The sequence below is a fragment of the Caballeronia sp. LZ028 genome (genome assembly GCF_031451415.1).
Lineage (GTDB): Bacteria > Pseudomonadota > Gammaproteobacteria > Burkholderiales > Burkholderiaceae > Caballeronia > Caballeronia zhejiangensis.
The window spans coordinates 897,563-918,626 of the sequence record NZ_JARUXN010000003.1 but is presented as its reverse complement, the minus strand read 5'-3'; the positions used below and the strand labels follow the sequence as shown (position 1 = coordinate 918,626).

The 21,064-nt window shown below is 63.4% G+C and carries 22 protein-coding genes; 16 read left to right on the top strand and 6 right to left on the bottom strand.

Translation table 11 applies throughout. The features are described from left to right. The first annotated feature begins 246 nt into the window (after nt 1-246). The 4 genes from QCE58_RS21400 (at nt 247) to QCE58_RS21385 (ending at nt 2,698) form a co-directional block, all read left to right on the top strand. A complete protein-coding gene (locus tag QCE58_RS21400) occupies nt 247-864 on the top strand; it encodes a hypothetical protein (protein WP_250522000.1) in 618 nt (205 codons plus the stop codon). A gap of 38 nt (nt 865-902) precedes the next feature. Continuing rightward, complete coding sequence (locus QCE58_RS21395; protein ID WP_250521999.1) at nt 903-1,184, top strand: hypothetical protein; 282 nt, start codon at nt 903-905, stop codon at nt 1,182-1,184. Between the two features lie 87 nt (nt 1,185-1,271). Beyond that, nucleotides 1,272-2,132, top strand: a complete 861-nt coding sequence (locus QCE58_RS21390) for an oxidoreductase (protein ID WP_250459908.1) — start codon at nt 1,272-1,274, stop codon at nt 2,130-2,132. A 2-nt stretch (nt 2,133-2,134) separates the two neighbouring features. Then, complete coding sequence (locus tag QCE58_RS21385) at nt 2,135-2,698, top strand: M48 family metalloprotease (protein WP_239294852.1); 564 nt, start codon at nt 2,135-2,137, stop codon at nt 2,696-2,698. A gap of 255 nt (nt 2,699-2,953) precedes the next feature. Here QCE58_RS21385 and QCE58_RS21380 read toward each other — a convergent pair whose 3' ends face one another. Next, nucleotides 2,954-3,133, bottom strand: coding sequence for a hypothetical protein (locus QCE58_RS21380; RefSeq protein WP_033536228.1), 180 nt, complete (start codon nt 3,131-3,133; stop codon nt 2,954-2,956). A 281-nt stretch (nt 3,134-3,414) separates the two neighbouring features. Here QCE58_RS21380 and QCE58_RS21375 point away from each other — a divergent pair, with 281 nt between their 5' ends. The 4 genes from QCE58_RS21375 to QCE58_RS21360 are packed head-to-tail and all read left to right on the top strand — an operon-like array spanning nt 3,415 to nt 6,710. Further along, nucleotides 3,415-4,194: an acetoacetate decarboxylase gene (locus tag QCE58_RS21375; RefSeq protein WP_034473154.1), complete on the top strand. Its 780-nt coding sequence runs from the start codon at nt 3,415-3,417 to the stop codon at nt 4,192-4,194. 21 nt (nt 4,195-4,215) lie between these two features. Next, nucleotides 4,216-4,998: a 3-hydroxybutyrate dehydrogenase gene (locus QCE58_RS21370; RefSeq protein WP_008348415.1), complete on the top strand. Its 783-nt coding sequence runs from the start codon at nt 4,216-4,218 to the stop codon at nt 4,996-4,998. A 15-nt stretch (nt 4,999-5,013) separates the two neighbouring features. Next, complete coding sequence (locus tag QCE58_RS21365; RefSeq protein WP_008348413.1) at nt 5,014-6,270, top strand: patatin-like phospholipase family protein; 1,257 nt, start codon at nt 5,014-5,016, stop codon at nt 6,268-6,270. Between the two features lie 59 nt (nt 6,271-6,329). Continuing rightward, the gene (locus QCE58_RS21360; protein WP_008348411.1) at nt 6,330-6,710 is read left to right on the top strand and encodes a VOC family protein; all 381 of its coding nucleotides are present in this window, start codon (nt 6,330-6,332) and stop codon (nt 6,708-6,710) included. A gap of 4 nt (nt 6,711-6,714) precedes the next feature. Here QCE58_RS21360 and QCE58_RS21355 read toward each other — a convergent pair whose 3' ends face one another. After that, nucleotides 6,715-7,650: a LysR family transcriptional regulator gene (locus QCE58_RS21355; RefSeq protein ID WP_034473156.1), complete on the bottom strand. Its 936-nt coding sequence runs from the start codon at nt 7,648-7,650 to the stop codon at nt 6,715-6,717. A 169-nt stretch (nt 7,651-7,819) separates the two neighbouring features. Here QCE58_RS21355 and QCE58_RS21350 point away from each other — a divergent pair, with 169 nt between their 5' ends. From QCE58_RS21350 to QCE58_RS21325, 6 genes are all read left to right on the top strand, one after another. Then, nucleotides 7,820-9,187: a M20 family metallopeptidase gene (locus QCE58_RS21350; protein WP_284502582.1), complete on the top strand. Its 1,368-nt coding sequence runs from the start codon at nt 7,820-7,822 to the stop codon at nt 9,185-9,187. Between the two features lie 26 nt (nt 9,188-9,213). Next, nucleotides 9,214-10,491 carry an MFS transporter gene (locus QCE58_RS21345; protein ID WP_033536226.1) on the top strand — a complete coding sequence of 426 codons (1,278 nt, stop codon included), beginning with the start codon at nt 9,214-9,216 and terminating at the stop codon, nt 10,489-10,491. Between the two features lie 234 nt (nt 10,492-10,725). Further along, the gene (locus QCE58_RS21340) at nt 10,726-11,034 is read left to right on the top strand and encodes a DUF4148 domain-containing protein (protein WP_008348405.1); all 309 of its coding nucleotides are present in this window, start codon (nt 10,726-10,728) and stop codon (nt 11,032-11,034) included. Nucleotides 11,035-11,304: 270 nt separating this feature from the next. Continuing rightward, complete coding sequence (locus QCE58_RS21335; RefSeq protein ID WP_309780242.1) at nt 11,305-13,005, top strand: DNA-binding protein; 1,701 nt, start codon at nt 11,305-11,307, stop codon at nt 13,003-13,005. A 13-nt stretch (nt 13,006-13,018) separates the two neighbouring features. Continuing rightward, on the top strand, nt 13,019-13,414 hold the full coding sequence (locus QCE58_RS21330) for a polyketide cyclase (protein ID WP_008348401.1): 396 nt from the start codon (nt 13,019-13,021) through the stop codon (nt 13,412-13,414). Nucleotides 13,415-13,494: 80 nt separating this feature from the next. Continuing rightward, nucleotides 13,495-14,730 carry an NYN domain-containing protein gene (locus tag QCE58_RS21325; RefSeq protein ID WP_175981133.1) on the top strand — a complete coding sequence of 412 codons (1,236 nt, stop codon included), beginning with the start codon at nt 13,495-13,497 and terminating at the stop codon, nt 14,728-14,730. Between the two features lie 12 nt (nt 14,731-14,742). Here the strand turns inward: QCE58_RS21325 and QCE58_RS21320 are convergent, their stop codons facing one another. The 3 genes from QCE58_RS21320 to QCE58_RS21310 form a co-directional block, all read right to left on the bottom strand. Then, nucleotides 14,743-16,155 (bottom strand): HdeD family acid-resistance protein, encoded by a 1,413-nt coding sequence (locus QCE58_RS21320; protein ID WP_250436718.1) that lies wholly within the window; start codon nt 16,153-16,155, stop codon nt 14,743-14,745. A gap of 151 nt (nt 16,156-16,306) precedes the next feature. Beyond that, entirely contained in the window at nt 16,307-17,089 is a 783-nt protein-coding gene (locus QCE58_RS21315) for an alpha/beta hydrolase (RefSeq protein WP_250521996.1), read from the bottom strand. 28 nt (nt 17,090-17,117) lie between these two features. Beyond that, entirely contained in the window at nt 17,118-17,465 is a 348-nt protein-coding gene (locus QCE58_RS21310; protein WP_250521995.1) for a DUF4148 domain-containing protein, read from the bottom strand. Nucleotides 17,466-17,862: 397 nt separating this feature from the next. Here QCE58_RS21310 and QCE58_RS21305 point away from each other — a divergent pair, with 397 nt between their 5' ends. After that, on the top strand, nt 17,863-18,240 hold the full coding sequence (locus QCE58_RS21305; protein WP_008348391.1) for a DUF3331 domain-containing protein: 378 nt from the start codon (nt 17,863-17,865) through the stop codon (nt 18,238-18,240). 15 nt (nt 18,241-18,255) lie between these two features. Here the strand turns inward: QCE58_RS21305 and QCE58_RS21300 are convergent, their stop codons facing one another. Then, nucleotides 18,256-19,881, bottom strand: a complete 1,626-nt coding sequence (locus QCE58_RS21300; protein WP_250521994.1) for an ABC transporter substrate-binding protein — start codon at nt 19,879-19,881, stop codon at nt 18,256-18,258. A gap of 144 nt (nt 19,882-20,025) precedes the next feature. Here QCE58_RS21300 and QCE58_RS21295 point away from each other — a divergent pair, with 144 nt between their 5' ends. Continuing rightward, nucleotides 20,026-21,036 (top strand): LuxR C-terminal-related transcriptional regulator, encoded by a 1,011-nt coding sequence (locus tag QCE58_RS21295; protein WP_250521993.1) that lies wholly within the window; start codon nt 20,026-20,028, stop codon nt 21,034-21,036. Nucleotides 21,037-21,064: the final 28 nt, after the last annotated feature.

Sequence of the window (21,064 nt, the reverse complement as noted above, 5' to 3'; positions counted from 1 at the left end):
ACGCTATAGCCGGTGGAATATAGCGCGTCGTCAGGTATCGGTAAATTCCGCGAAGCGCCTTGTAGCGTTTCTTCCACAGCAGCGTCACGAGCGGCACCCGATTCTCCATGCACCGTCTGCAACTAACGGTCCATCCCGCCGCACCACGGCCTGCGAACAGGCGCGCGCATTGCAACGCAGGGCAGGCGATCATGCAAGCAACGCGGGTGTGTCTTTAGATCGAACTCAAAAAACAAGGGAGACGGTATGACCGAGCAAAAACACCATGACGCCTGCCGAGCGGGCGTCGCGTTCATCGACGCGCAATTGACCGCGCTCCATGCCTACGCAAGCCTGCTGTCCGACTGGATCGAGCGCGGCGCGCCGCCGCCGGACTTCGCGAAGGCGCAGCCCCTACTTGCGCGCAAGCGCTCGCATCCGGAAGCGCACGCGCACAGCGAGGACGGCACGCCCACCAAAAGCCCGCCGCCGGAAGACGCGCGGTCGTGGCCATCGTTCGATACGGCCGATGCGCGCATCGCGTTCGCGCTGACCGTGCCTTGCTCGAATGCGATCCTCGCGGTCGCCGAATACTTCGATATCCATCGCTTGTCGGCGTCGCGCGCGCCCGAAGTGCAGTTCCTGATGCGTCTGCACGATGCGGCCGTGAACGGCAATACGTTCAGCCTCGCCGGCGACGACTACATGCCGCACGCTGCTTACGCCGGCTTGATCGTCGATCACTCGCTCGACGGAACGTTGCTCTTCAGCGATGGTGTAAAGCCGGGTTTCATCGAATTCGGCGATACGGTCGGCCTATTGCGCTATCTGACGAAGCTGTTGAGGAGCATGCAAACCGCGATCAGCGCGGGCGATGCGGGATGAAGCATCCACGAACATGATCGGGCGCGAAGTTTGCGCGTATGACGGCGACATCAACCGGTCATACGAACATGGACGAATCGCTGAAACGCCTGCGGGAAAGAATCGCGAAGCAGATCGCCGAGCGCGAGGCCACGCTCGTCTCGATGCGTGAAAGCGCGACGCTCGCGCGCACGAATCACGATCGTGAACGCATTCTTCTGACGCTTGCCGTGCTCGTCGAAGAGCTCGCCGGATGGAAAAAGATCGCGGCGCGTGTCGAGCAGGCGGTTCTGTTCGAGCCGCGGAATCATCGCGCCATTCGCATGCCGGCAATGCGATAAGTCACTGCCGTTCGACGAGGAGCCCGCAAGCACGCGCGTTGAAATTGCTTCAACATGTAGCGAGATCCGCTTACATGGAGAACCGCAATGACAGCTTCGAAAGGCAGCCACGATACGCCCGTCTGGTTCATCACCGGATGTTCGACCGGCTTCGGCCGCGAACTCGCTTCCGCCGTGATCGACAAGGGCTGGCGCGCTGTCGTGGCCGCGCGTAATCCGGATAGCGTCGGCGATCTCGTCGAGCGTGGCGAAGGACGAGCGATCGCCGTGCGTCTCGACGTCACGCGTGCCGATGAAATCAAGTCCGCAATCGCCGATGCCTACGCCGCCTTCGATCATATCGACGTGCTCGTGAACAACGCGGGCTTCGGCTATCTCTCGGCTGTCGAAGAGGGCGAGGAAGACGAAGTGCGCGCGATGTTCGAAGCGAACTTCTTCGGCGCGGCCGCGATGATCCGAGCCGTATTGCCGCGTATGCGCGAGCGCCGCTCGGGACATGTCGTCAACATCACATCCGTGGGCGGGCTGGTCGGCAATCCGGGCAGCGGGTATTACGCCGCGACGAAGTTCGCGCTCGAAGGTCTCGGCGAAGCGCTCGCACGCGAAACGGAAGGGCTCGGCATCAAGGTGACGGCGGTCGAGCCCGGCCCGTTTCGCACGGACTGGGCGGGCCGCTCGCTGAAGCAGACGCGCAATCCGATCGACGATTACGCGCAGACTTCGGGCACGCGGCGCGCGGCGATCGCGGAGCGCAGCGGCAAGCAGCCGGGCGATCCGGCGCGCGCGGCGCAGGTCATCATCGAAGCGGTCACGTCGCCGGAGCCGCCGGGACATCTCGTGCTCGGCGGCCCCGGACTCGAACTCGTGCGCAACAAGCTCGCGAAGCTCAACGCCGATATCGACGCATGGCAGGCGCGCAGCCAGTGGGCCGATAACCCGGTGCAGTGATCATGAAGCGGCTCGCCGCGCAGGAACAGCGCATCCTCTCGCTCGTCGCCGACGATGCCGCTCTTCTGCACGTTGCAACGCCGCGCGTGCGCTTCGTGAATACGTCGAACGGACCGTGCTACGAAGCCTTGTTCAATCGCATCGAACTTGATCGCGCCACGCTCGCGTTGCCGGAGCCGTTGCTTCGTATCGTCGTGGCGCACGAAGTCGGGCACGCGACGCAACGCAAGACGATGCTGCTCGATTTCGCATGGACCGTGCTTTCAGTGATGATGCTGTTATCGGTACCGTGCATCGTCTTCGCGATTTCATCGGAAGATGATCTCTGGCGCATCACCTTTCCCGGTATCGGCTTCGCGTTCACTTTGTTCGTCTGTCTGAAGATTTGGAGCGTGCGTGCCGCAAAACGCGCCGCCGCCTTCGAACTCGATGCGGATGCGAAAGCCGCCGCGCTTTGCGGCCCTGAATCGGCCCTGGCTGCGCTCGAAGCAATGGCGGCGCGCGGACATGTCGATGCAGCGCGCCTCGATGCGATGCGTGCGCGCCTCGTATCGACGTCGCAATAGTTGCCGCGCGTAATGCCTCGATGGGTAGCGTCGGGCTGGCGCTCGCGAAGCATCTCGTCGAATTGCATGGCGGCGCGATTTCCGTCGAAAGCGAAGGTCCGGGATCATCTCGTGAAGCCGGTCGATGGCGATGTGCTGGAACGCGTGCTGAATCTCGTGGCGCAACGAATCGAAGCGGCCTGACAAGACGCGTCATCCAATGAAAAGGCACGGGCGTCCTTAACGGACGCCCGTGCCTTTATGAGCCGTGCCGTCTTATTGCGTCTGCGAAGCGGGCGGTGTCGCCGACTTCTTGTGATGATGCTTCTGGCCTTTCTTTTTATAGGCGGGCCGCGGCTTGTTGTCGGGATACTCCGCGGCCGCGAACGACAGCGTCGGCGCGGCAAACGCCGCCAGCACCAGAAGCACGAGAGATTTCTTCAAGGACGTTTTCATCGGGGACTCGCTTGGAGGAGATGGCCTTAGAAAGATGAATCGACATGCGCTTGAGAGACGCGCGGCATCGCCCGGTTCCTCGTCGTGTCGACGCCGCTGAGGCAACAGTATATTGCACAAAAAAAGGCAATTCATCAGTGAGCGGGCATAAGGCGTTGAAGCAGCGGGATTTTTGTCGATTCGCACTGCTTTCATAAACGCCGATCCGCTGCCTGCCGTCCGCGACAAATGTCATCAACTGCATCTACTATCGTGCCTGTTCTCAACTCAGGGACGATCCAGTGAAAGAAGACGACATCCGCAGGAATGCGTTCGCCATGCCTGTGCTCAATCCCGCTTATCCGCGTCCGCCGTTCCGCTTTCTCAATCGCGAGTACTTCATCATTTCCTACGAGACCGATCCCGACGCGCTGCGCGCCGTGGTTCCGGAGCCGCTCGAAGTGGATAACGGTCTCGTACATTACGAATTCATTCGCATGCCGGATTCATCCGGTTTCGGCGATTACACCGAAAGCGGCCAGGTGATTTCCGTCATCGATCCGGATGGCAAGAAGGGCAGCTATACGCATGCGATGTATCTCGACGACGAAGGTCCGATCGCGGGCGGCCGCGAAATCTGGGGCTTTCCGAAGAAGCTCGCGTCGCCGCGTCTTGGCGTCGATGGCAAGGACACGCTGCTCGGCACGCTCGACTACGGCACGCAACGCATCGCGACGGGCACGATGGGCTACAAGTATCGTCCGCTCGATCTCGAAGCCGAACGCAGGAAGCTCGCGGATACGCCGAACTATCTGCTGAAAGTGCTGCCGCATGTCGACGGCACTGCGCGCGTGTGCGAACTCGTGCGCTTCTTTCTGCGCGACGTGAGCGTGATCGGTGCATGGGAAGGTCCGGCTGCGCTCGAACTGCACGCTCATGCGCTCGCGCCGGTCGCTGATTTGCCGGTGCGCAAGGTCGTCGGCGCGCGGCATGTCATCGCGAATCTCACGCTCGATATCGGCGAAGTCGCATACGACTATCTCGCGCCGCCCGATGAACTCAAGCTCGCGGTCAACCAATAACAACGGCAAAGGAGTATTCACATGGCACTGCAAGGAAAAGTCGCGCTCGTGACGGGCGCTGCGAGCGGCATCGGCGAACAGACGGCGCGCAAGCTCGCGACCGATGGCGCGGCGGTCGTCATCGCCGATCTGAATCTCGCGAATGCGCAGAAGGTTGCGGACAGCATCGTCGAAGCGGGCGGCAAGGCGATCGCCGTGTCGATGGACGTGACGAGCGAAGATGCCGTGAACGCGGGCATCGAAGAAACGGTGGCGAAGCTCGGCGGTATCGACGTGCTGGTATCGAACGCGGGCATTCAGATCGTCGCGCCGATCGAAGAGTATGCATACGCCGACTGGAAGAAGATGCTCGCGATCCATCTCGACGGCGCGTTTCTCACGACGAAAGCCGCGATCAGACATATGTACGCGTCGGGCAAGGGCGGCTCGATCATCTACATGGGATCGGTGCATTCGCATGAAGCGTCCAAGCTGAAGTCGGCCTATGTGACGGCCAAGCATGGTTTGCTCGGGCTCGCGCGCGTCGTCGCGAAGGAAGGCGGTCCGCGCGGCGTGCGCGCGAATGTCGTGTGTCCCGGTTTCGTGCGCACGCCGCTCGTCGAAAAGCAGATTCCCGAGCAGGCGAAGGCGCTCGGCATTTCGGAAGAAGAAGTCGTGAAGAACGTGATGCTGAAGGAAACGGTCGATGGCGAATTCACCACGGTCGCCGATGTCGCGAACACCGTCGCGTTCCTCGCGGGCTTCGAATCGAATGCGCTGACCGGGCAATCGGTCGTTGTGAGTCACGGCTGGTTCATGCAATAACGACAAGGAGAATCCATGCGCCGCAGTCAACGCAACACACTCACGCAGGCGAATCACGTCGCGCTGCCCGACTACGATGACGTTTGCCTCGTGCTGCAAGGCGGCGGCGCGCTGGGTTCGTATCAGGCCGGCGTGTTCGAAGGGCTCGCCGAAGTGGGCGTGGATCCGACATGGACCTCGGGCATTTCGATCGGCGCGTTGAATACCGCGATCATCGCGGGCAACGCGCCCGAGAATCGCGTGGCCGCGCTGCGTGGGTTCTGGAACACGATCTGCCAGCCCGCGGATCTCGTCGGGCATGTGGGCGCGTTCATGCCCGCTGCGTTCGGCTTCGCGAATATCGGCCGCAAGTTTTCGAGCATGTGGGCCGCGGCGCGCGCGCTCACCGAAGGGCAGAAGGGCTTCTTCTCGCCGCGCGTGCATTTGCCTTTGACGCATGCGAAGAGCAGGCGCCCAAGCGACGTGAGCTTTTACGATACGTCCGCGTTGCGCGCGACGCTGCTGCAGTTCGCCGATTTCGACCGCATCAACGATGGCGCGATGCGTGTATCGGTGGGCGCGGTGAACGTACGCACGGGCAATCTCGTCTACTTCGACAACACGAAGATGCGGCTCGAGCCCGAGCACTTCATGGCATCGGGTGCGTTGCCGCCGGGCTTTCCGGCTGTGGAGATCGACGGCGAGTTCTACTGGGACGGCGGGCTCGTATCGAATACGCCGTTGACGGAGATCATCCGCGAAAGTCAGCACAAGGACACGCTCGTGTTTCAGGTGGACCTGTGGAGCGCGCGTGGCACGTTGCCCGGCGATTTTCTCGATGTCAGCGAGCGCACGAAAGACATTCAGTATTCGAGCAGAACGCGCGCCATCACCGATTTCGTTTCGCATAACCAGAAGCATGCGCGGCTCATCAAGGAGCTGCTGGAGCATGTTCCGGAAAAGACGCGCCGCTCGCATCCGCTGCTGCGCGAGGCGCAGAAAGTCGCGGATGGCGGCGCGGTGAACGTCGTGCATCTCATCTACAAGAACAAGTTTTTCGAAGGGCACTACAAGGACTACGAGTTCAGCAACGATACGATGGACGAGCACTGGGCGAGCGGTCTGGAAGACATTCGCCGTTCGTTCGGACATCCGGAGTGGTTCGAGGTGCCGAGTCACGATCTCGGCTTCGTGACGCATGACGTGCATCGTTACGAACCCGCGCCGCAGGCGACCGCTGACATGCCGAAGGCGGCGGCGAACAAACTGGATGACGTGGTCGAAGGCGTTTGAAGCGTTGCGGCGTTTGATTTACTCTGGTTAGCCTCGTCACAACGCCTGCGAGGCAAGCCATGCCCGACTGGAAACCCGCGACTTACGCGTCCGTCAGTCCCTATCTCGTCTGCGCAAACGCGCCGGCGATCATCGCATTCCTCGAACGTGTCTTCGATGCACAACTGCTGCGCCGCTTCGATCGTCCCGATGGCTCGCTGATGCACGCCGAATTGCGTATCGACGATAGCGTCGTGATGATCGGCGGCGGCGCGACCGATCAGCAATCGCAGGGTCCGCACATCCACGTCTACGTGCGCGATGCGCAAGCCGTCTACGATCGCGCGCTCCGGCACGGCGCGCAAAGCGTGCAGGCGCCCGCGCGCAAACGCGACGACGACGACTTTCGCGGCGGCTTTCGCGATGCCGCCGGAACGACGTGGTGGGTCGCGACGCAATGACGGGTCAGCGCTTTTTTCGCTTCGCGCGCGCGGCCGGCGCACCGAGACTTTCGCGCAACGCATCGGTCAGCGTCTTGAGAAACTGATCGACGGCAGGCGGCAGACGCCGCTCGCGCATCACCGTGACCTGCAGCAGGCGCTCGTTGAGCAAAGGCTCGTCGATGGGCGTCGCGACGAGCGTCGGCGGGCCCGGATCGCCTTCGAGCGCGACCGCGCTGCCGAGCGTGATCGCGCCGGTGAGCGCGGCGAAATGATGCATCGCGCTCGAGTTGTTGCTCGTCAGAACCGGCTCGAGATGCACGCCGCGCGCCGAGCAGCACCAGTCGATCAGCTGGCGCACCGTCGTGCCGCGATCGAGCACGGCGGTCGGGTACTGAAGCACGTCATCGAGCGTGATGCTCGCCTTGCCCGCCAGCGGATGCGTCGGTGGCAGCAGCGCGCAGACCGGCGCCTTCACGCTGTATTCGACGCTCAGCGCGGTAGATGTCGATGTCGAGAACGCAAGGCCTACATCGACTTCGCCGCTCGCCACCCAATGCTCGACCTGTCCCGGCGTACCCGAACGCATCACGAAACGCGTGCCCGGATGCGCGCGATAGTGCGACGCCATCACGCTCGGCAAAAAGCAGCGCGTGAAACCCTCCGTGCAGCCGATACGCACGATCCCGAGCCCGAGCGCATGCATCTCCGATATCTCCGCGAGCACCGCGTCGCCGTCCATGAGCGCGCGGCGCGCGTGCTGCACGAGCAATTCGCCCGCTTCCGTCAGGATCATGCCGCGCGGCATGCGCTCGAATAGCGGCGTGCCCGCCTGTTCCTCCAGCTTCGCGATCTGCCGGCTGATCGCCGACACCGCGACGTGAAGCTGTTCCGATGCCGCCGCCAGCGAACCCGAGCGCGCGACTTCTACGAAGTATTTGAGAGCGATGCCATGCAGCACGATGCCTTCCCTGAGCGTTGCCTTTTTGGCAATGCTAGTCGCAAATTTTGAAATTGTCGCGAATTTTTGGCGTTTCTAGACTGGCCGGAATGAGTAGCCACAATCGCCCGGAGACGTCGTGAAAGAACATCAAGAAAGTCGTGAAGCCGCCATCGCCATCGCTTGCAAGATGTTCGATTCGGGCGCGTTCTTCGCGGATCTGCAGCGCCGCGTCGCGTTTCGCACCGAGAGCCAGAACGGGCGGAATCCCGCGCTGAATGCCTATCTCACCGATGAGATCAGCGACACGCTCGCGCGCGTCGGTTTTACGGCGCGCGTCGTCGACAATCCGGTCGCGGGCGGCCCGCCGTTTTTGATCGCCGAACGCCACGAATCCGACGACTTGCCGACGGTGCTGACCTACGGCCATGGCGACGTCGTGCGCGGCTACGACGAGCAATGGCGCGCGGGCCTGAAGCCGTGGCAGATCGTCGTCGACGAAGACCGCTGGTACGGCCGCGGCACCGCCGACAACAAAGGCCAGCATTCGGTCAATTTCGCGGCGCTCGCCGCGGTGTTGCAGGCGCGCGCAGGCAGGCTCGGCTACAACGTCAAGGTGATCTTCGAAACGGGCGAGGAGGTCGGCTCGCCGGGTCTCGATGAAGTCTGCGCCGGGCACAAGAATGCGCTCGCGGCGGATGTATTCATCGCGTCGGACGGGCCGCGCGTATCCGCCGAACGTCCGACGCTCTTTCTCGGCTCGCGCGGCGGCGTGCCGTTCGAACTGACGGTGAACCTCCGCGAAGGCGGACATCACTCCGGCAACTGGGGCGGCGTGCTGCGCAATCCGGCCGTCGTGCTGTCGCATGCGATCGCGAGTCTCGTCGACCGCAACGGCAGCATCGTCGTCGAAGGATTGCGGCCGCCGCCGATTTCCGATGCGGTGCGCGAAGCCCTCGCCGATATCGAACTGGGCCGCGACGAAAGCTCACCCGAGATCGATCCGACGTGGGGCGAGCCGGGCCTGACGCCGACCGAACGCGTGATCGGCTGGAACGCGCTCGAAGTGCTCGCGATGAAATCCGGCAACGCCGATGCACCCGTCAACGCGATTCCGCCGCTCGCGAAAGCGGTGTGCCAGTTGCGCTTCGTCGTCGGAACGGATTGGGAGAACCTGCAGACGCATCTCGAACGTCACTTCGCGCAGCACGGCTTCATCGAAGTGACCGTCAAGGCGACGCGCGGCACGCCCGCGACGCGCCTCGATCTCGACGATCCGTGGGTTCACTGGGCACTCGATTCGATGCGCGCGACGACCGGCAAGAAGCCCGCGCTGTTGCCGAACCTGGGCGGCACGGTGCCCAACGATGTCTTCGCGAAGACACTCGGCCTGCCGACGCTCTGGGTGCCGCATTCGTATCCCGCGTGCAACCAGCACGCGCCGAACGAACACGTGCTCGGCTCCGTCATGCGCGAATCGCTCGGCGTGATGGCGGGCCTCTGGTGGGACCTCGGCGAGATGGGCGCGGCGATCGTCGCCACGCGCGACGCGCATTGATCGAACGCCACTAATGACACGCTGACATCATGAACAAAAAGCCCCTGAGCCTGACGCAAATCGTGCTCGCGACTTCGGTCGGCAACGCGCTCGAATGGTTCGATATCGCGATCTATGCGTTTTTCGCGGTGTATATCGCGAAGAACTTCTTCCCGGCCGCGAACGAGACGGCGTCGATGCTGCTCACGTTCGGCTCGTTCGGCGCGTCGTATCTGGTGCGGCCGATAGGCGGCATGGTGCTCGGCGCATACGCCGACAAGCGCGGACGCAAGGCTGCGTTGATGATGTCGGTCGGGCTGATGATGATCGGCACGGCGATCATCGCGGTGATTCCGCCGTATGCGTCGATCGGATTGATCGCGCCCGCGGGCGTGTTCATCGCGCGCCTGATCCAGGGCTTTTCGGCGGGCGGCGAGTTCGGGCCGTCGACGGCCATGCTGATCGAGCACGCGCCGGATCGGCGTGGCCTGCTCGCGAGCTGGCAATTCGCGACGCAGGGGCTCGCGACCTTGCTCGCGTCGATTTTCGGCTTCGCGCTCGCCAAGCTGATGCCCGCCGCCGAGCTTGCCGCATGGGGCTGGCGCATTCCGTTCTTCTTCGGCTTGCTGATCGGACCGGCGGGTCTTTTCCTGCGCCGCTATCTCGAAGACGCGGCCGATTACACCGAAGCCGAGCACACGTCGACGCCCGTGCGCGATGTATTCACGCAGCAAAAGGCGCTCCTGCTCATCTCGATCGGCGCGCTGACGGTATCGACGGCGGTGAACTATCTGCTGCAATACGTGCCGACGTTCGCGATCCGCGAACTGCATCTCGATGCATCGACGGGTTTCGCCGCGAGCACCGTCGCGGGCCTGATGCTGACGCTGGTGACGCCTTTCGCGGGGCATCTCTCGGACAGGATCGGCCGCGTGAAGCAGATGTCGACGGCGGCGCTCCTGCTCTTCGTGACGGGCTATCCGGCGTTCGCGTATGTCGTTTCGCATGTGTCGGTGGCGTCGCTGTTCGCGCTCGTCGCGTGGCTCGCGCTGCTCAAGGCGATCTATTTCGGCGCGCTGCCGGCGTTGATGTCGGAGATCTTTCCCGTGTCGACGCGCGCGACGGGCATGTCGATCGGCTACAACATCGGCGTGACGGTGTTCGGCGGCTTCACGCCCGCGATCATCATCTGGCTCCTGAGCGCGACGGGCAGCAAGGCCGCGCCGAGCTTCTACATGATGTTCACGGCGGTGATCAGTCTCGCGGCGCTCGCGGCGGTGAGCCGCGGCAAGGTGCAGATGCGAGCGGCGAGCGCGGCCGCCTGAGTCCGCTTCTCTTTTTGATACGAACGCGCCGATTGCCGATGACATCGACAATCGGCGTTTCGCTTTGTATCGCACTGTATCTGCGCGGAATCCCGACACACGGCGTTTCATAATCCGCTTTTCGCGAAACAAGCCAGATACGTCCGCGAGTTCAAATACCTCCAAGCCGAACGATTCGCAACACACGGCGAATCGCCAAGACGGCCTTCCATCAAAATTCACTGGAGGTAAATCATGAAAGTCATCCAATCGCTGATCGTCGCCGCTGCCGTCGCGCTTCCGGTTCTTTCGTTCGCTCAGTCGAATCAACCGATCACCCGCGCCGAAGTGCGTGCGCAACTCGTCGAGCTGGAAAAGGCGGGCTACGACCCGGCAAGCGATCAGACGCAATATCCGCAAAACATCCAGGCCGCGCAAGCGCGCGTGGACGCCGCGAAGGGCCTGACGGCATACGGCGCGCCGGCGAACGGCAACGTCGCGTCGGGCACGCGTTCGGCGGATACGGATGTCATCGGACTCGGCCCGGTTTTCGCGAAGCCGTAATCGCACCGATTTAACGAATTAGAAAGCCCGGACGAAATTGCTCGTCCGGGCTCGACGCGTTTCTGTCAATAACGTATTACGCCACGGTTTCAAGGTCCCGCAGACGATACACTCTCGCTACAAAATCCTATTTTCGACGGCATGCGACGTGCTTCGATTGGTCGAGCGCGGAAAATGGGTATCATCCATCTCCGCCCCGCGCGGATTTAGCCGAACGTAACAATGTATCGCAGTGTTTTGAGTGCGACGCCACTGATTTTCGAGGCGCTTATGCCCACAGACGTAGACAACATCACCGACGAGCAAATCGCGTCGATCGCCGATCGACTGACCGAAGAAGGTCGCAAGGTTTCTCCCTTGACGGTTTGGGCGGAGGCCGGAAACGGCTCCGTCGTCGCCATCGCGGCCGGCCTGCAGCGCTGGCGCGAGGCGCGGTCCCCGGACATGCCGCAGCAGCAGGCGCCGACCGGACTGCCCGACGACCTTGCCGAGACGCTCGTGAATGTCGCGCGGCGGCTTTGGACCGTCTCGCGCGACGAAACCGAGCGGATGTCCGGACAGCGGCTGTCCGCCGTGAGCCAGCGGCTCTCGACCGCGCTTGCGGAGCGCGACGAGGCGCTCGCCGAATTCCAGAAGACCGGCGACGAGGCCGCGAAGAACCGCCAGCAAATGATGGAAATGCTGAGCGCATTGCGGGCGTCCGAGGAATCGGTCGTTCGACTGCGCGAAGAGGCCGATGCAGCCACGATGCGCGCGCAGACCGCAGAGACGCGCATCGAGGAAGCGGCGCAGCGCGCGTCGGCGGAGCGGGCCCAATTGGAAACCGTGAACGCATCGCTCGAAGAAGAGCGGCGCGCGAAAGAAGCGCTGAACGCGGCGCTGGCGGCCAAGGACGAGGACATCGCGCGCATCGCGCAAGAGCGCGATCAGGCACGCGAGCAGCACGCGAATCTGCATGCGTCGCTTGCGGGCAAGGACGAGGAGCTTGCGCGCATCGTTGACGAGCGCAATCAGGCACGGCAGCAGCACGAGCAATTGAGCGCGTCGCTTGCGAGCAAGGATGAAGAACTCGCGCGTATCGCGGAAGAGCGCGATCAGGCGCGTCAGCAGCACGAGCAGTTGAGCGCGTCGCTTGCGGCCAAGGATGAAGAACTCGCGCGCATCGCCGAGGAGCGCGATCAGGCGCGTCAGCAGCATGAAGCGCTTGGCCTCGTATCGCAGGAAAAATCGGCGGAAGCCGAGCGCCTGTTGCAGGACCTCAACGCGGCGCATACGCGTGCGCAGGCCGCCGAAGCGCAGGCGAGCGAACACCTCGCGCGCATCGCCGCGCTGGAAGCGGAACTGAACGACGCGCGCAGCGCACTGGCAGCGGAACGAGAAAGCGCGGCTGCGCGCGGCGCGGAAGTTTCTGCGCAGCGGGAACATGCCGAACGCATCGGCGCCGAGCTGGACGAAGCCCGCAAGCAGGTCAGCGCGCTGATGGAAGAAAAGGCCGAGCAGGGCGCGGAACTCGCGCGCGTATCGAACGATGTCAACGCGTTGCGCGAACGCGCCGAAGCCGCCGAGAGAAACGCGACCGATCTCGCGAAGCGTCTCGTCGAAAAGGAGCAGGGCGACGAGTCCGAGCTGGCATCGCTGCAGCGTCAGGTGGCGGCGCAGGCGAAGGCGCATTCGAAGGCCTACGACGACCTTCGCGCCAATGCCGAGCAGTGGGTCACGTACGCGAAGGACTTGCGCCAGCGCCTCGACGTGGCGAACGAGAAGATCCTTTTCATCGATGCCCGCAGCACGGGCGAGGTCGCGCTGATGCGGCGGCTCGCGGTCGAACTGGAGCGCCTGAAGCCCGATCACGAGCTTGTGTTCCGCGAGGCGCAGCAGAAGCTGATCGGCGACAAGATGGCGCAACAGCTCGCGCAGAAGGGCTATCGCTACGATCCGGCCACGGCGGTGATGTCGAAGATCGAAACGTGAGATCCGCGTGACGATGCATACGCGGACCCTCACCGTCACCGTCGATCGCGACTGGCGCGAGCTTTACGACGCGATCTGGCGTCCGGAAGTCTTTCCGACGTGGGCGTCCGGACTGGCGCAGTCGACGCTCGAAGACATGGGCGATCACTGGCGCGCACGCGGTCCGGCAGGCGAAGTGACGATCCGCTTCACCGAGCACAACGCGTTCGGAATCATGGATCATCGCGTCGGTCTGCCGGATGGCGGCGAGGTCTACGTTCCGTTGCGCGTGTATCAGAACGGCGCGGGCGCCGATATCGCGCTCACGCTGTTCCGCCAGCCCGGCATGTCCGATGACACATTCGCCGCCGACGCCGACTGGGTCCGCCGCGATCTCGCCGCGCTTGCGGCCCGTTACGGCAAGCGCTGATTTTCGCGTATCCCTTCCAGTCAACGCCGGCAAGCTATCATGTGGTCATTCCAAACATGCCGCACGGGCTGGAGAACCATATGGCTGGACCTCAGGAAAGCGTCAGCATGGCGTTGTTCTGCGACTTCGAGAACGTCGCGCTCGGCGTTCGCGATGCGAAGTACGAAAAATTCGATATCAGACCCGTGCTCGAACGCCTGCTGCTGAAGGGAAGCATCGTCGTCAAAAAGGCTTATTGCGACTGGGACCGCTACAAGGGCTTCAAATCGGCGATGCACGAGGCCAGCTTCGAGATGATCGAGATTCCGCACGTGCGTCAGTCCGGCAAGAATTCCGCCGATATCCGTCTCGTCGTCGATGCACTCGATCTCTGCTACACGAAAGCGCACGTCGATACGTTCGTCATCATCAGCGGCGATTCGGACTTCTCGCCGCTCGTGTCGAAACTGCGTGAGAACGCGAAGAAAGTCATCGGCGTGGGCGTGAAGCAATCGACGTCGGATCTGCTCGTCGCGAACTGCGACGAGTTCATCTTCTACGACGACCTCGTGCGCGAGCAGCAACGCGCCATCGCCAAGCGCGAACAGCGCGATGCGAAGCGCGCGTCCGACGAAGAGCGGCAACCGAAGCAGGAGATGGAATCGCGCAAGTCGCACGCGATCGCGATTACCGTCGAGACCTTCGAGGCGCTCGCATCGGAACGCGGCGAGAGCGGCAAGATCTGGGCATCGGTGCTGAAGAGCGCCATCAAGCGCCGCAAGCCGGGTTTCAGCGAGACGCAATACGGCTTTCGCGCGTTCGGCAATCTGCTCGACGAAGCGCAATCTCGCGGTCTGCTTGAAGTCGGCCGCGACGATAAATCCGGCGCGTTCGTGTTTCGTTCTGCTCACACGGCTCAGGTCGCGCCGATGGACGTGAGACCGAGCGACCCGCCAGCGGTCGCGCCCGCAAAAGAACACGAGGGAGCGGCGAACGGCCGGCGCAAGGAGAAACGCGGCGGGAGAAAGTCTGCACGCGTGGCGGCGCCCGAACCTGTGTTCGTCGTCGAAGAAGCGCCGGCGCCCGTCGAGGTCGAAACGCCCGAGCCGTCGCAGGAACACGCGCCCACTCCCGAGCCTGCACCGAAAAAGCCCGCCGCGCCGCGCCGGTCGCGCAAGACCGCGGCGAAACGAAGCGCCGCCGCCGACGTGCCGCATGAAAGCGCCGCGCCCGTCGCCGAGCCCGATGCCGAAGCGAAGGCGGAGAAGCCATCGCGCACGCCGTCAGCGCGGGGCAACCGCTCGCGCAAGACTGCCGACAAGCCGGTCGAATCGTGATGCCACGGCGCGTCAGCCGGTACGCTGCTCCGCCGTCGCCGACGCATCTTGCTCTTGAACGCGCACGGCGGCGTGCTCTTCGGCGCGCCAGCGCTGCCGCGAGCGATACATCGTCGCGACCGCGATGCGCGCCATCTTCACCCAGCCCGAGTGACGCGGGTCCGCGAGCATGCTGAGCGCGCGCGCATAGTCGAGCGTGAGGCCGGGCGTCCAGGCCATCGTCGCAGCGCGTTTGCGAACTTGCGCGGCGACCCACAACTCGGGCGTCGTCATGATACGCACGAGCGGCTTCCATCCGCCGCCTTTGCCCCACACGCGCGCCGACGCGCCTTCGATCGCCGCTTCCAGCGCCCGCGCCACGGAACTCGAACAGTTGCGGTACGTGAGGTTGTACGTCGTGTCGCGCCGATACTCCTGCCAGAAGCGCGCGAGCCGCGCCGGATCGTAATTGCGGATACGCACCTGCTGCGTCGACGGACACCACGCCTTCGATTCCGTTTCGTAGTCCGGCTGAAAGAGGCCGGGCACGTCGTTCTCGCGCGTCGCGCGCAACGTGCGTGAGAATTCGTCCGGCGACCGGTCGATTTCGACCGCCGGATAGAGGCTGATGTACACGCCCTCGGGCGTCTCCAGCGCCGCATGGCCGGTCGAGATCGTGCCGTTCCTGTCGACGGCGGCGATATAGCGATCGATGATCAATTGCCTGCGCGGTTGCGACTTCGCCGTGCCGACGGGCGTCCACACATGCACCGTCAGCGCGGCTTCGCCGGGCGCGGGCGGGCCGTCCCAGACCGCGCCTGCGAACGATGGCGCGGCGGGCTTCGCGTCGTCGTGAGCGGAGTTGGTTGCACCGTCATCGACGGCGGGGTTTGCCGCCATGCGCCGCACGCGCGCCGCGAGCAGGATCATGTTCCAGCCGCCGAAGAAAAGCCCGAACGCGACGCAATACGCGACCGTGCCCGCATAGTGATCCGGATACGGCTGATAGAAGAAGATCGCGATGGCGATCTCGAGCACGCCGCCCGCCATCGCGATACGCCATTTGCGAAAGCGGACCACGCGCGCGGAAATGATCTGGAGCGCGCCATCGACGAGAAAAAGCGTGCCGAAGATGAGCGACAGCACGAAATTGCCGTGCTCGCCGCCGAACAGCACGAGCAGCGCCGAGAGGCAGAAAGTCGCGCCCTTCACGTAGCGCAGCTTGCGCTGGCCGCCCATGCCGGTCCACGCGACGGCCAGCGTGGCGAGGCCTTCGAGCAGCATCAGCAGCACGAAGGGGACGATGGGAAAGTACAGGGAACCGTCGAGCGCGTCGATGAAGATGACGCCGCCGAGCGCGATGCTGAGCAGGCCGAGCGTCATCACCGAGCGCCAGCGCGTGCGCAGATAGTCGACGCCGAGAAGAATCATCACGAGCCGAACCATCGCTTCCTCCGTCTGGTCATTCGACGCCTCGTGCGCGACACGCGCGGCCACACACTATATAAGCCATGGACGGCGGATACGGCAAGAAGCGCAAACCCCAGACGAATGCGCGCGGCGTCATGCGTGCTGCACGACGCCGCGCGATTTTCACCTACTGCACCGCATGCTTCGCGGCATCTTCGATCACGGCCGCGACCTGCTGCGGCTTCGATTCGTACACGGAATGGCTCGCGCCCGGAATGACCGTGATGTGACTGTGCGCGCGTTCGTAGTACCAGCGTTCGAGATCCGGATTGATGATCTTGTCGCCGCCCGCCACGATGCCCCAACTCGGTTTCGTCGTCCACGCCGCGGCGGAGAGCGGCGTCGTGAAGACTTGCGCCGCAGTCAGGATCTGCGAGCGCGATTCGAACGTCGCTTGCCTGAGCGGAAGATCGGCGGCGAAGTCTTTCGGGAAGACGGCGGGATTCAGATACGTGTAGCCGTCCGCGGTCTTTTCGACGGCGTTCGTCTGCTTCGCGAGGAAGCTCGGCGTCTTCTTGCCGAGCGCGCCTTCGTCCTCGCCGACGTTCGGCGCATGCGCCGCGACATAGACGAGCCCGGCGACGTTCGGATGCACGCCCGCTTCCGTGATGACCGACCCGCCGTAACTATGACCGACGAGAATCGTCGGACCGTTCTGCAGGTCGAGCACGCGCTTGGTCGCGGCGACGTCCGCGTCGAGCGAGGTGAGTGGCTCCTGCACCATCGTGACGTGATAGCCGTCGCGCGTCAGGATGTCGTCGACCGGCTTCCATCCCGAGCCGTCGACCCATGCGCCATGCACGAGCACGATGTTCTTGATCGGCGCATGCGTTTGCGCGGATACATTCGCCGATGCCAACACGCCAGCCGATAACGCCAGTGCCGACGCGACTTGCAAAATTCGCTTCATGAAAGACTCCGCTAGTGCGAACGATGGATCAGCTGCCGAAGAACGGCTGGCAGAAGTCGGCCGGACCGACGCACGCGTTGTTCATCGCGGCATGCTTCGACGCGCTCGCTGCCGATGCGCTCGTGCCGGTCCGTACGCCGCCATAGGCTTGCGATGCGTCGGTGTGTTGCGCGGCGATTTTGCCTTCCGCTGCCTGAATGTCCGCGGGGTAATACGGATCGCTCGCGATCGCGGGGTTATAGCCGGCTTGCTCGACGGCGACGAGATCGGCACGGACTTGAGCGCGCGTAACGGGGCCCTTCGATTGCGCGAATGCGATCGCGGGCGCGGCGAGCGTTGCGACAACGAGAGAGAGGCTGACGAGGTACTTGTTCATGATCGACTCCAAGGTGGATTGAGTGATGCGATTGATCGGGTATCCGAAATAACGATGTTCTTCGGTTTCCCTCGATAAGGCCGTTGGTCTGCGTTCGCGTTTCGACCTTGACGACACTGTATCGGCCACGGAACGGCTCGACTACACCTACGAAGGAGCGTGCGTGCACCAACCTTCGATGCATCGATTAAACGTTCGCGTGGCGTGCGCGCCGTGAATCCAGCCGTCTGTCTGATGCGCTCATACGAAGGTGTTAGTTTTCGCGGGCGCAGCCGCCGCGCGCATTAAACCTTGATATAGGCCGGCGCAACCATCGGGCAGTTGGCGCGCGATTTCGGTTTCATTACCTTGGAGTGGCGATGCCGATTCCACGCATTTCTTCGACAAGGAGCCGAACATGGCTGAAGCTGCACTCGCCCTCGATCCGTGGGCGCGAACGATCTTCCTGCTGACATCGTTGAGTGATGGCGCGAGCTTCGAAGCGCCTTCGCCGAGGCGTCCTTTTGCGCAAGGCGGCGATCAACGCGTCGCGGTGAAGCTGATCGAGCGGCCATCGAGCACGACGGCGACGATCGAATGGCGCGACTCGACGCGCTGCTGTTATGGCGATCAGGTGTGGCGTGCGATGCGCGCGCGCACCGTCGGCGTATGCGCGATGAGCGGCGTCGAGATTCGTCGCGGCGATCGTGTTTATGCGCCGAATCCGCGTCCGGTTCCGGGCAATGCGGGCGCGATGATTCTCGCGTCGGTGCTCGATGAGCTGACACCGTCCTGAACTCGTCAGACGAAATCAGTCGATGCCGACGCCCCAGAAACGCGTCATGCCGAATCGATCGATCCTGAAGCCCGTCACATTGCGCGCGACCGGCTGATAAACGGTCGCGTGCGCAATCGGCGTGAACGGAACCTGTTCCTTGAAGATTCTCTGCGCTTGCTGATAGCGCGCGGTGCGTGCATCGATATCGAGCGTGGCCCGCGCTTCCTTGATGAGATCGTCGTAGGGCTTGTAGCACCACTTCGCGAAGTTGCCGCCCTTCACGGCGTCGCAGCCGAGGAGCACGCCGAGCCAGTCGTCCGGATCGCCATAATTGCCGCTCCATCCGATGAGTAGCGCGTCATGCTCGCCGGCGCGCGCACGGCGTACGTACTCGCCCATTTCGTACGTGACGATCTCCGCCTGCACGCCGATCTTCGCCCAGTCCGCCTGAATCATCTCCGCCATGAGCCGCGCGTTCGGGTTGTACGCGCGTTGCACCGGCATCGCCCATAGCCTGAGTTTGAGTCCGTTCGCGTGACCCGCTTGCGCGAGCAACGCTTTCGCGCGTGCCGGATCGTACGGCGCGTCGCGAATGCCGAAGTCGTAGCCCCATTGCATCGGCGGCATCGGATTGGTTGCGGCGCGCGCGGTGCCTTGATAGACGGCGTCGAGTATCGCGTGCTTGTCGATCGACATGTCGAGCGCGCGGCGCACGGTCACGTCGTCGAGCGGCGCTCTGGACGTGTTGTAGGCGAGATAGCCCAGATTGAACCCCGGTTGATTCACGTCTTGCAGGCGCGCGTCTTTCCTGATCGACGCGATGTCGGCGGGACGCGGATAGCTCATCACCTGACATTCGCCCTGCCTGAGCTTTTGCAGGCGCACCATCGGATCGGTGGTGATCGAAAACGTCAGCGATTTCAGCCGGACGACGTTCGCCTTCCAGTATTGCGTGTTGCCCGCGAAGCGGATCGTCGCGTCTTTCGCGTAGTCGATAAACACGAAAGGACCGGTGCCGACCGGATGCCAGTTGATGTCGCTCGCGCGGCCCGCGGCGAGCAGCTTGTCGGCGTATTCGCGCGAGAGTATCGACGCGAAGGGCATCGCCATTTTCTGCAGGAAAGGCGCATCGATTCGTGCGAGCGTGAAGCGCACCGTATAGGGATCGGGCGCGTCGATGCGCTCGATGTTCGTCGCGAGACCGAGGTCGCGGAAATACGGAAACGACACGGGATAAGCGCGGCGAAACGGATGCTGTGCATCGCGCATGCGCTCGAACGTGAACACGACGTCGTCGGCGTTGAATTCGCGCGTCGGCGTGAAGTAGCCAGTCGTATGAAACTTGACGCCGTGGCGCAGATAAAACGTGTATTGAAGGCCATCCGGCGAGCGTTCCCACGACTGCGCGAGCCCCGGCTCGATATCGCCGTTTTCCCGATCGAACTCCACGAGCCGGTTGTAGACGGTATAGCCCGCCGCGCTCGCTTCGATCGACGACGTGAATTGCGCATCGTCGAATCCGGCGGGGCTGGCTTCGGAGCAGTACACGAGGCTTTTGTCGGGCACGCGCTGCTGCGCGGCGGCGAAATCGGCGATGCAGGCGTGCGCGACCAGCAGCGCATGAATCGCCCGCCATGCGCGCTTGCTTTTGCCTGTCATATGCGTGGCCTCGCAGTGTGCCGATGGCGAATGCAGTATAGGCAGCGCAGCACGCTCTTACAATTTGCGCACGTCATGCGCGCTTCGCATGACGAACGTTCGACCATCGCGCATGAGCGCGCGAGTCGGTATAGCATGCATCGCATGAAGATACTGTTGACCGGACCGGCGGGGCTGTTTCGCGAGGGCGTCGCGGCGCTCCTGCGGGGATTCGCGCAGGATGCCGAAGTGCACGCGGCCGACCGTCTTCCCGATCGATGGCCGGACGAACGCAAGCCCGATTGCATCGTCATGGACGGCGATCGTCTGAACGATGTCCGCGCGCAACTCGACGCCGCGCGCGAACGTGTCGGAACGACGCCCGTGATCGTGCTGTTGAACATGGCCACGCGCGAGCAAGTCGATGAACTGATCGCGACGGGCGTCGCCGGATGTGTCGAGAAATCCGCTTCGGCAGAGCTTCTTTTTGGTGCGATCGGCCTCGTGCTGGCAGGCGGCGTTTCGCTGCCGCGCTCGCTGCTTTCGTCGGAGAGAAGCGAATTGCGCATGCCGTCCGGAAACGTCGCGCCGGACCCGAACCTGCATCTGACGCCGCGTCAGCTCGAAGTGCTCGCGCTGCTCGCGCGCGGACGCTCCAACAAGACGATCGCGCGCGAACTCGATATCGCCGAGGCCACGGTCAAGACGCATCTCACGACGATATTCAAGGCGCTGAACGTATCGAGCCGTGGCGAAGCGAGCGCGGTTGCGGCGCGCATGGCGAAGATCCGCGAGACGCAGGTCGATCACGCCATCAGCGGTCAGCTTCCGGTCGCGCGCCTGCTCGCCAGAATGGAAAGCCAGCGTTTCCGGCCCGGCGAAGTGCTGTTTCGCAAAGGCGATCCGAGCGGCCAGATGTTCTACGTCGAGAAGGGCACGGTGCGGCTTTCGGAGCTCGGCATCGAACTGGGCGCGGGCACGGTGCTCGGCGAAATCGGGCTCTTTTCGCCGGAGCATCGGCGCACGTCGACGGTGATCTGCAAGACGGACTGCGAGATGCGAACCGTTTCCGCCGCCGATGCCATTCGGCTCTACTATCAGGAGCCCGAATTCGCGCTTTATCTGGTCCAGCTCATCGCGAGCCGGCTGCAGGCCGACAAGGATCGAGGCGCTTAGGAACGCTTCCGTACATAGTGCGGAAAAG

What these genes read in the sequence shown, in the direction of transcription:
- QCE58_RS21400 (WP_250522000.1), top strand. Translation starts at nt 247, where the DNA reads ATGACCGAGCAAAAACACCATGACGCCTGCCGAGCGGGCGTCGCGTTC.
- QCE58_RS21395 (WP_250521999.1), top strand. Translation starts at nt 903, where the DNA reads ATGACGGCGACATCAACCGGTCATACGAACATGGACGAATCGCTGAAA.
- QCE58_RS21390 (WP_250459908.1), top strand. Translation starts at nt 1,272, where the DNA reads ATGACAGCTTCGAAAGGCAGCCACGATACGCCCGTCTGGTTCATCACC.
- QCE58_RS21385 (WP_239294852.1), top strand. Translation starts at nt 2,135, where the DNA reads ATGAAGCGGCTCGCCGCGCAGGAACAGCGCATCCTCTCGCTCGTCGCC.
- QCE58_RS21380 (WP_033536228.1), bottom strand. Translation starts at nt 3,133, where the DNA reads ATGAAAACGTCCTTGAAGAAATCTCTCGTGCTTCTGGTGCTGGCGGCG.
- QCE58_RS21370 (WP_008348415.1), top strand. Translation starts at nt 4,216, where the DNA reads ATGGCACTGCAAGGAAAAGTCGCGCTCGTGACGGGCGCTGCGAGCGGC.
- QCE58_RS21365 (WP_008348413.1), top strand. Translation starts at nt 5,014, where the DNA reads ATGCGCCGCAGTCAACGCAACACACTCACGCAGGCGAATCACGTCGCG.
- QCE58_RS21360 (WP_008348411.1), top strand. Translation starts at nt 6,330, where the DNA reads ATGCCCGACTGGAAACCCGCGACTTACGCGTCCGTCAGTCCCTATCTC.
- QCE58_RS21350 (WP_284502582.1), top strand. Translation starts at nt 7,820, where the DNA reads ATGTTCGATTCGGGCGCGTTCTTCGCGGATCTGCAGCGCCGCGTCGCG.
- QCE58_RS21340 (WP_008348405.1), top strand. Translation starts at nt 10,726, where the DNA reads ATGAAAGTCATCCAATCGCTGATCGTCGCCGCTGCCGTCGCGCTTCCG.
- QCE58_RS21335 (WP_309780242.1), top strand. Translation starts at nt 11,305, where the DNA reads ATGCCCACAGACGTAGACAACATCACCGACGAGCAAATCGCGTCGATC.
- QCE58_RS21330 (WP_008348401.1), top strand. Translation starts at nt 13,019, where the DNA reads ATGCATACGCGGACCCTCACCGTCACCGTCGATCGCGACTGGCGCGAG.
- QCE58_RS21325 (WP_175981133.1), top strand. Translation starts at nt 13,495, where the DNA reads ATGGCTGGACCTCAGGAAAGCGTCAGCATGGCGTTGTTCTGCGACTTC.
- QCE58_RS21320 (WP_250436718.1), bottom strand. Translation starts at nt 16,155, where the DNA reads ATGGTTCGGCTCGTGATGATTCTTCTCGGCGTCGACTATCTGCGCACG.
- QCE58_RS21315 (WP_250521996.1), bottom strand. Translation starts at nt 17,089, where the DNA reads ATGAAGCGAATTTTGCAAGTCGCGTCGGCACTGGCGTTATCGGCTGGC.
- QCE58_RS21310 (WP_250521995.1), bottom strand. Translation starts at nt 17,465, where the DNA reads ATGAACAAGTACCTCGTCAGCCTCTCTCTCGTTGTCGCAACGCTCGCC.
- QCE58_RS21305 (WP_008348391.1), top strand. Translation starts at nt 17,863, where the DNA reads ATGGCTGAAGCTGCACTCGCCCTCGATCCGTGGGCGCGAACGATCTTC.
- QCE58_RS21300 (WP_250521994.1), bottom strand. Translation starts at nt 19,881, where the DNA reads ATGACAGGCAAAAGCAAGCGCGCATGGCGGGCGATTCATGCGCTGCTG.
- QCE58_RS21295 (WP_250521993.1), top strand. Translation starts at nt 20,026, where the DNA reads ATGAAGATACTGTTGACCGGACCGGCGGGGCTGTTTCGCGAGGGCGTC.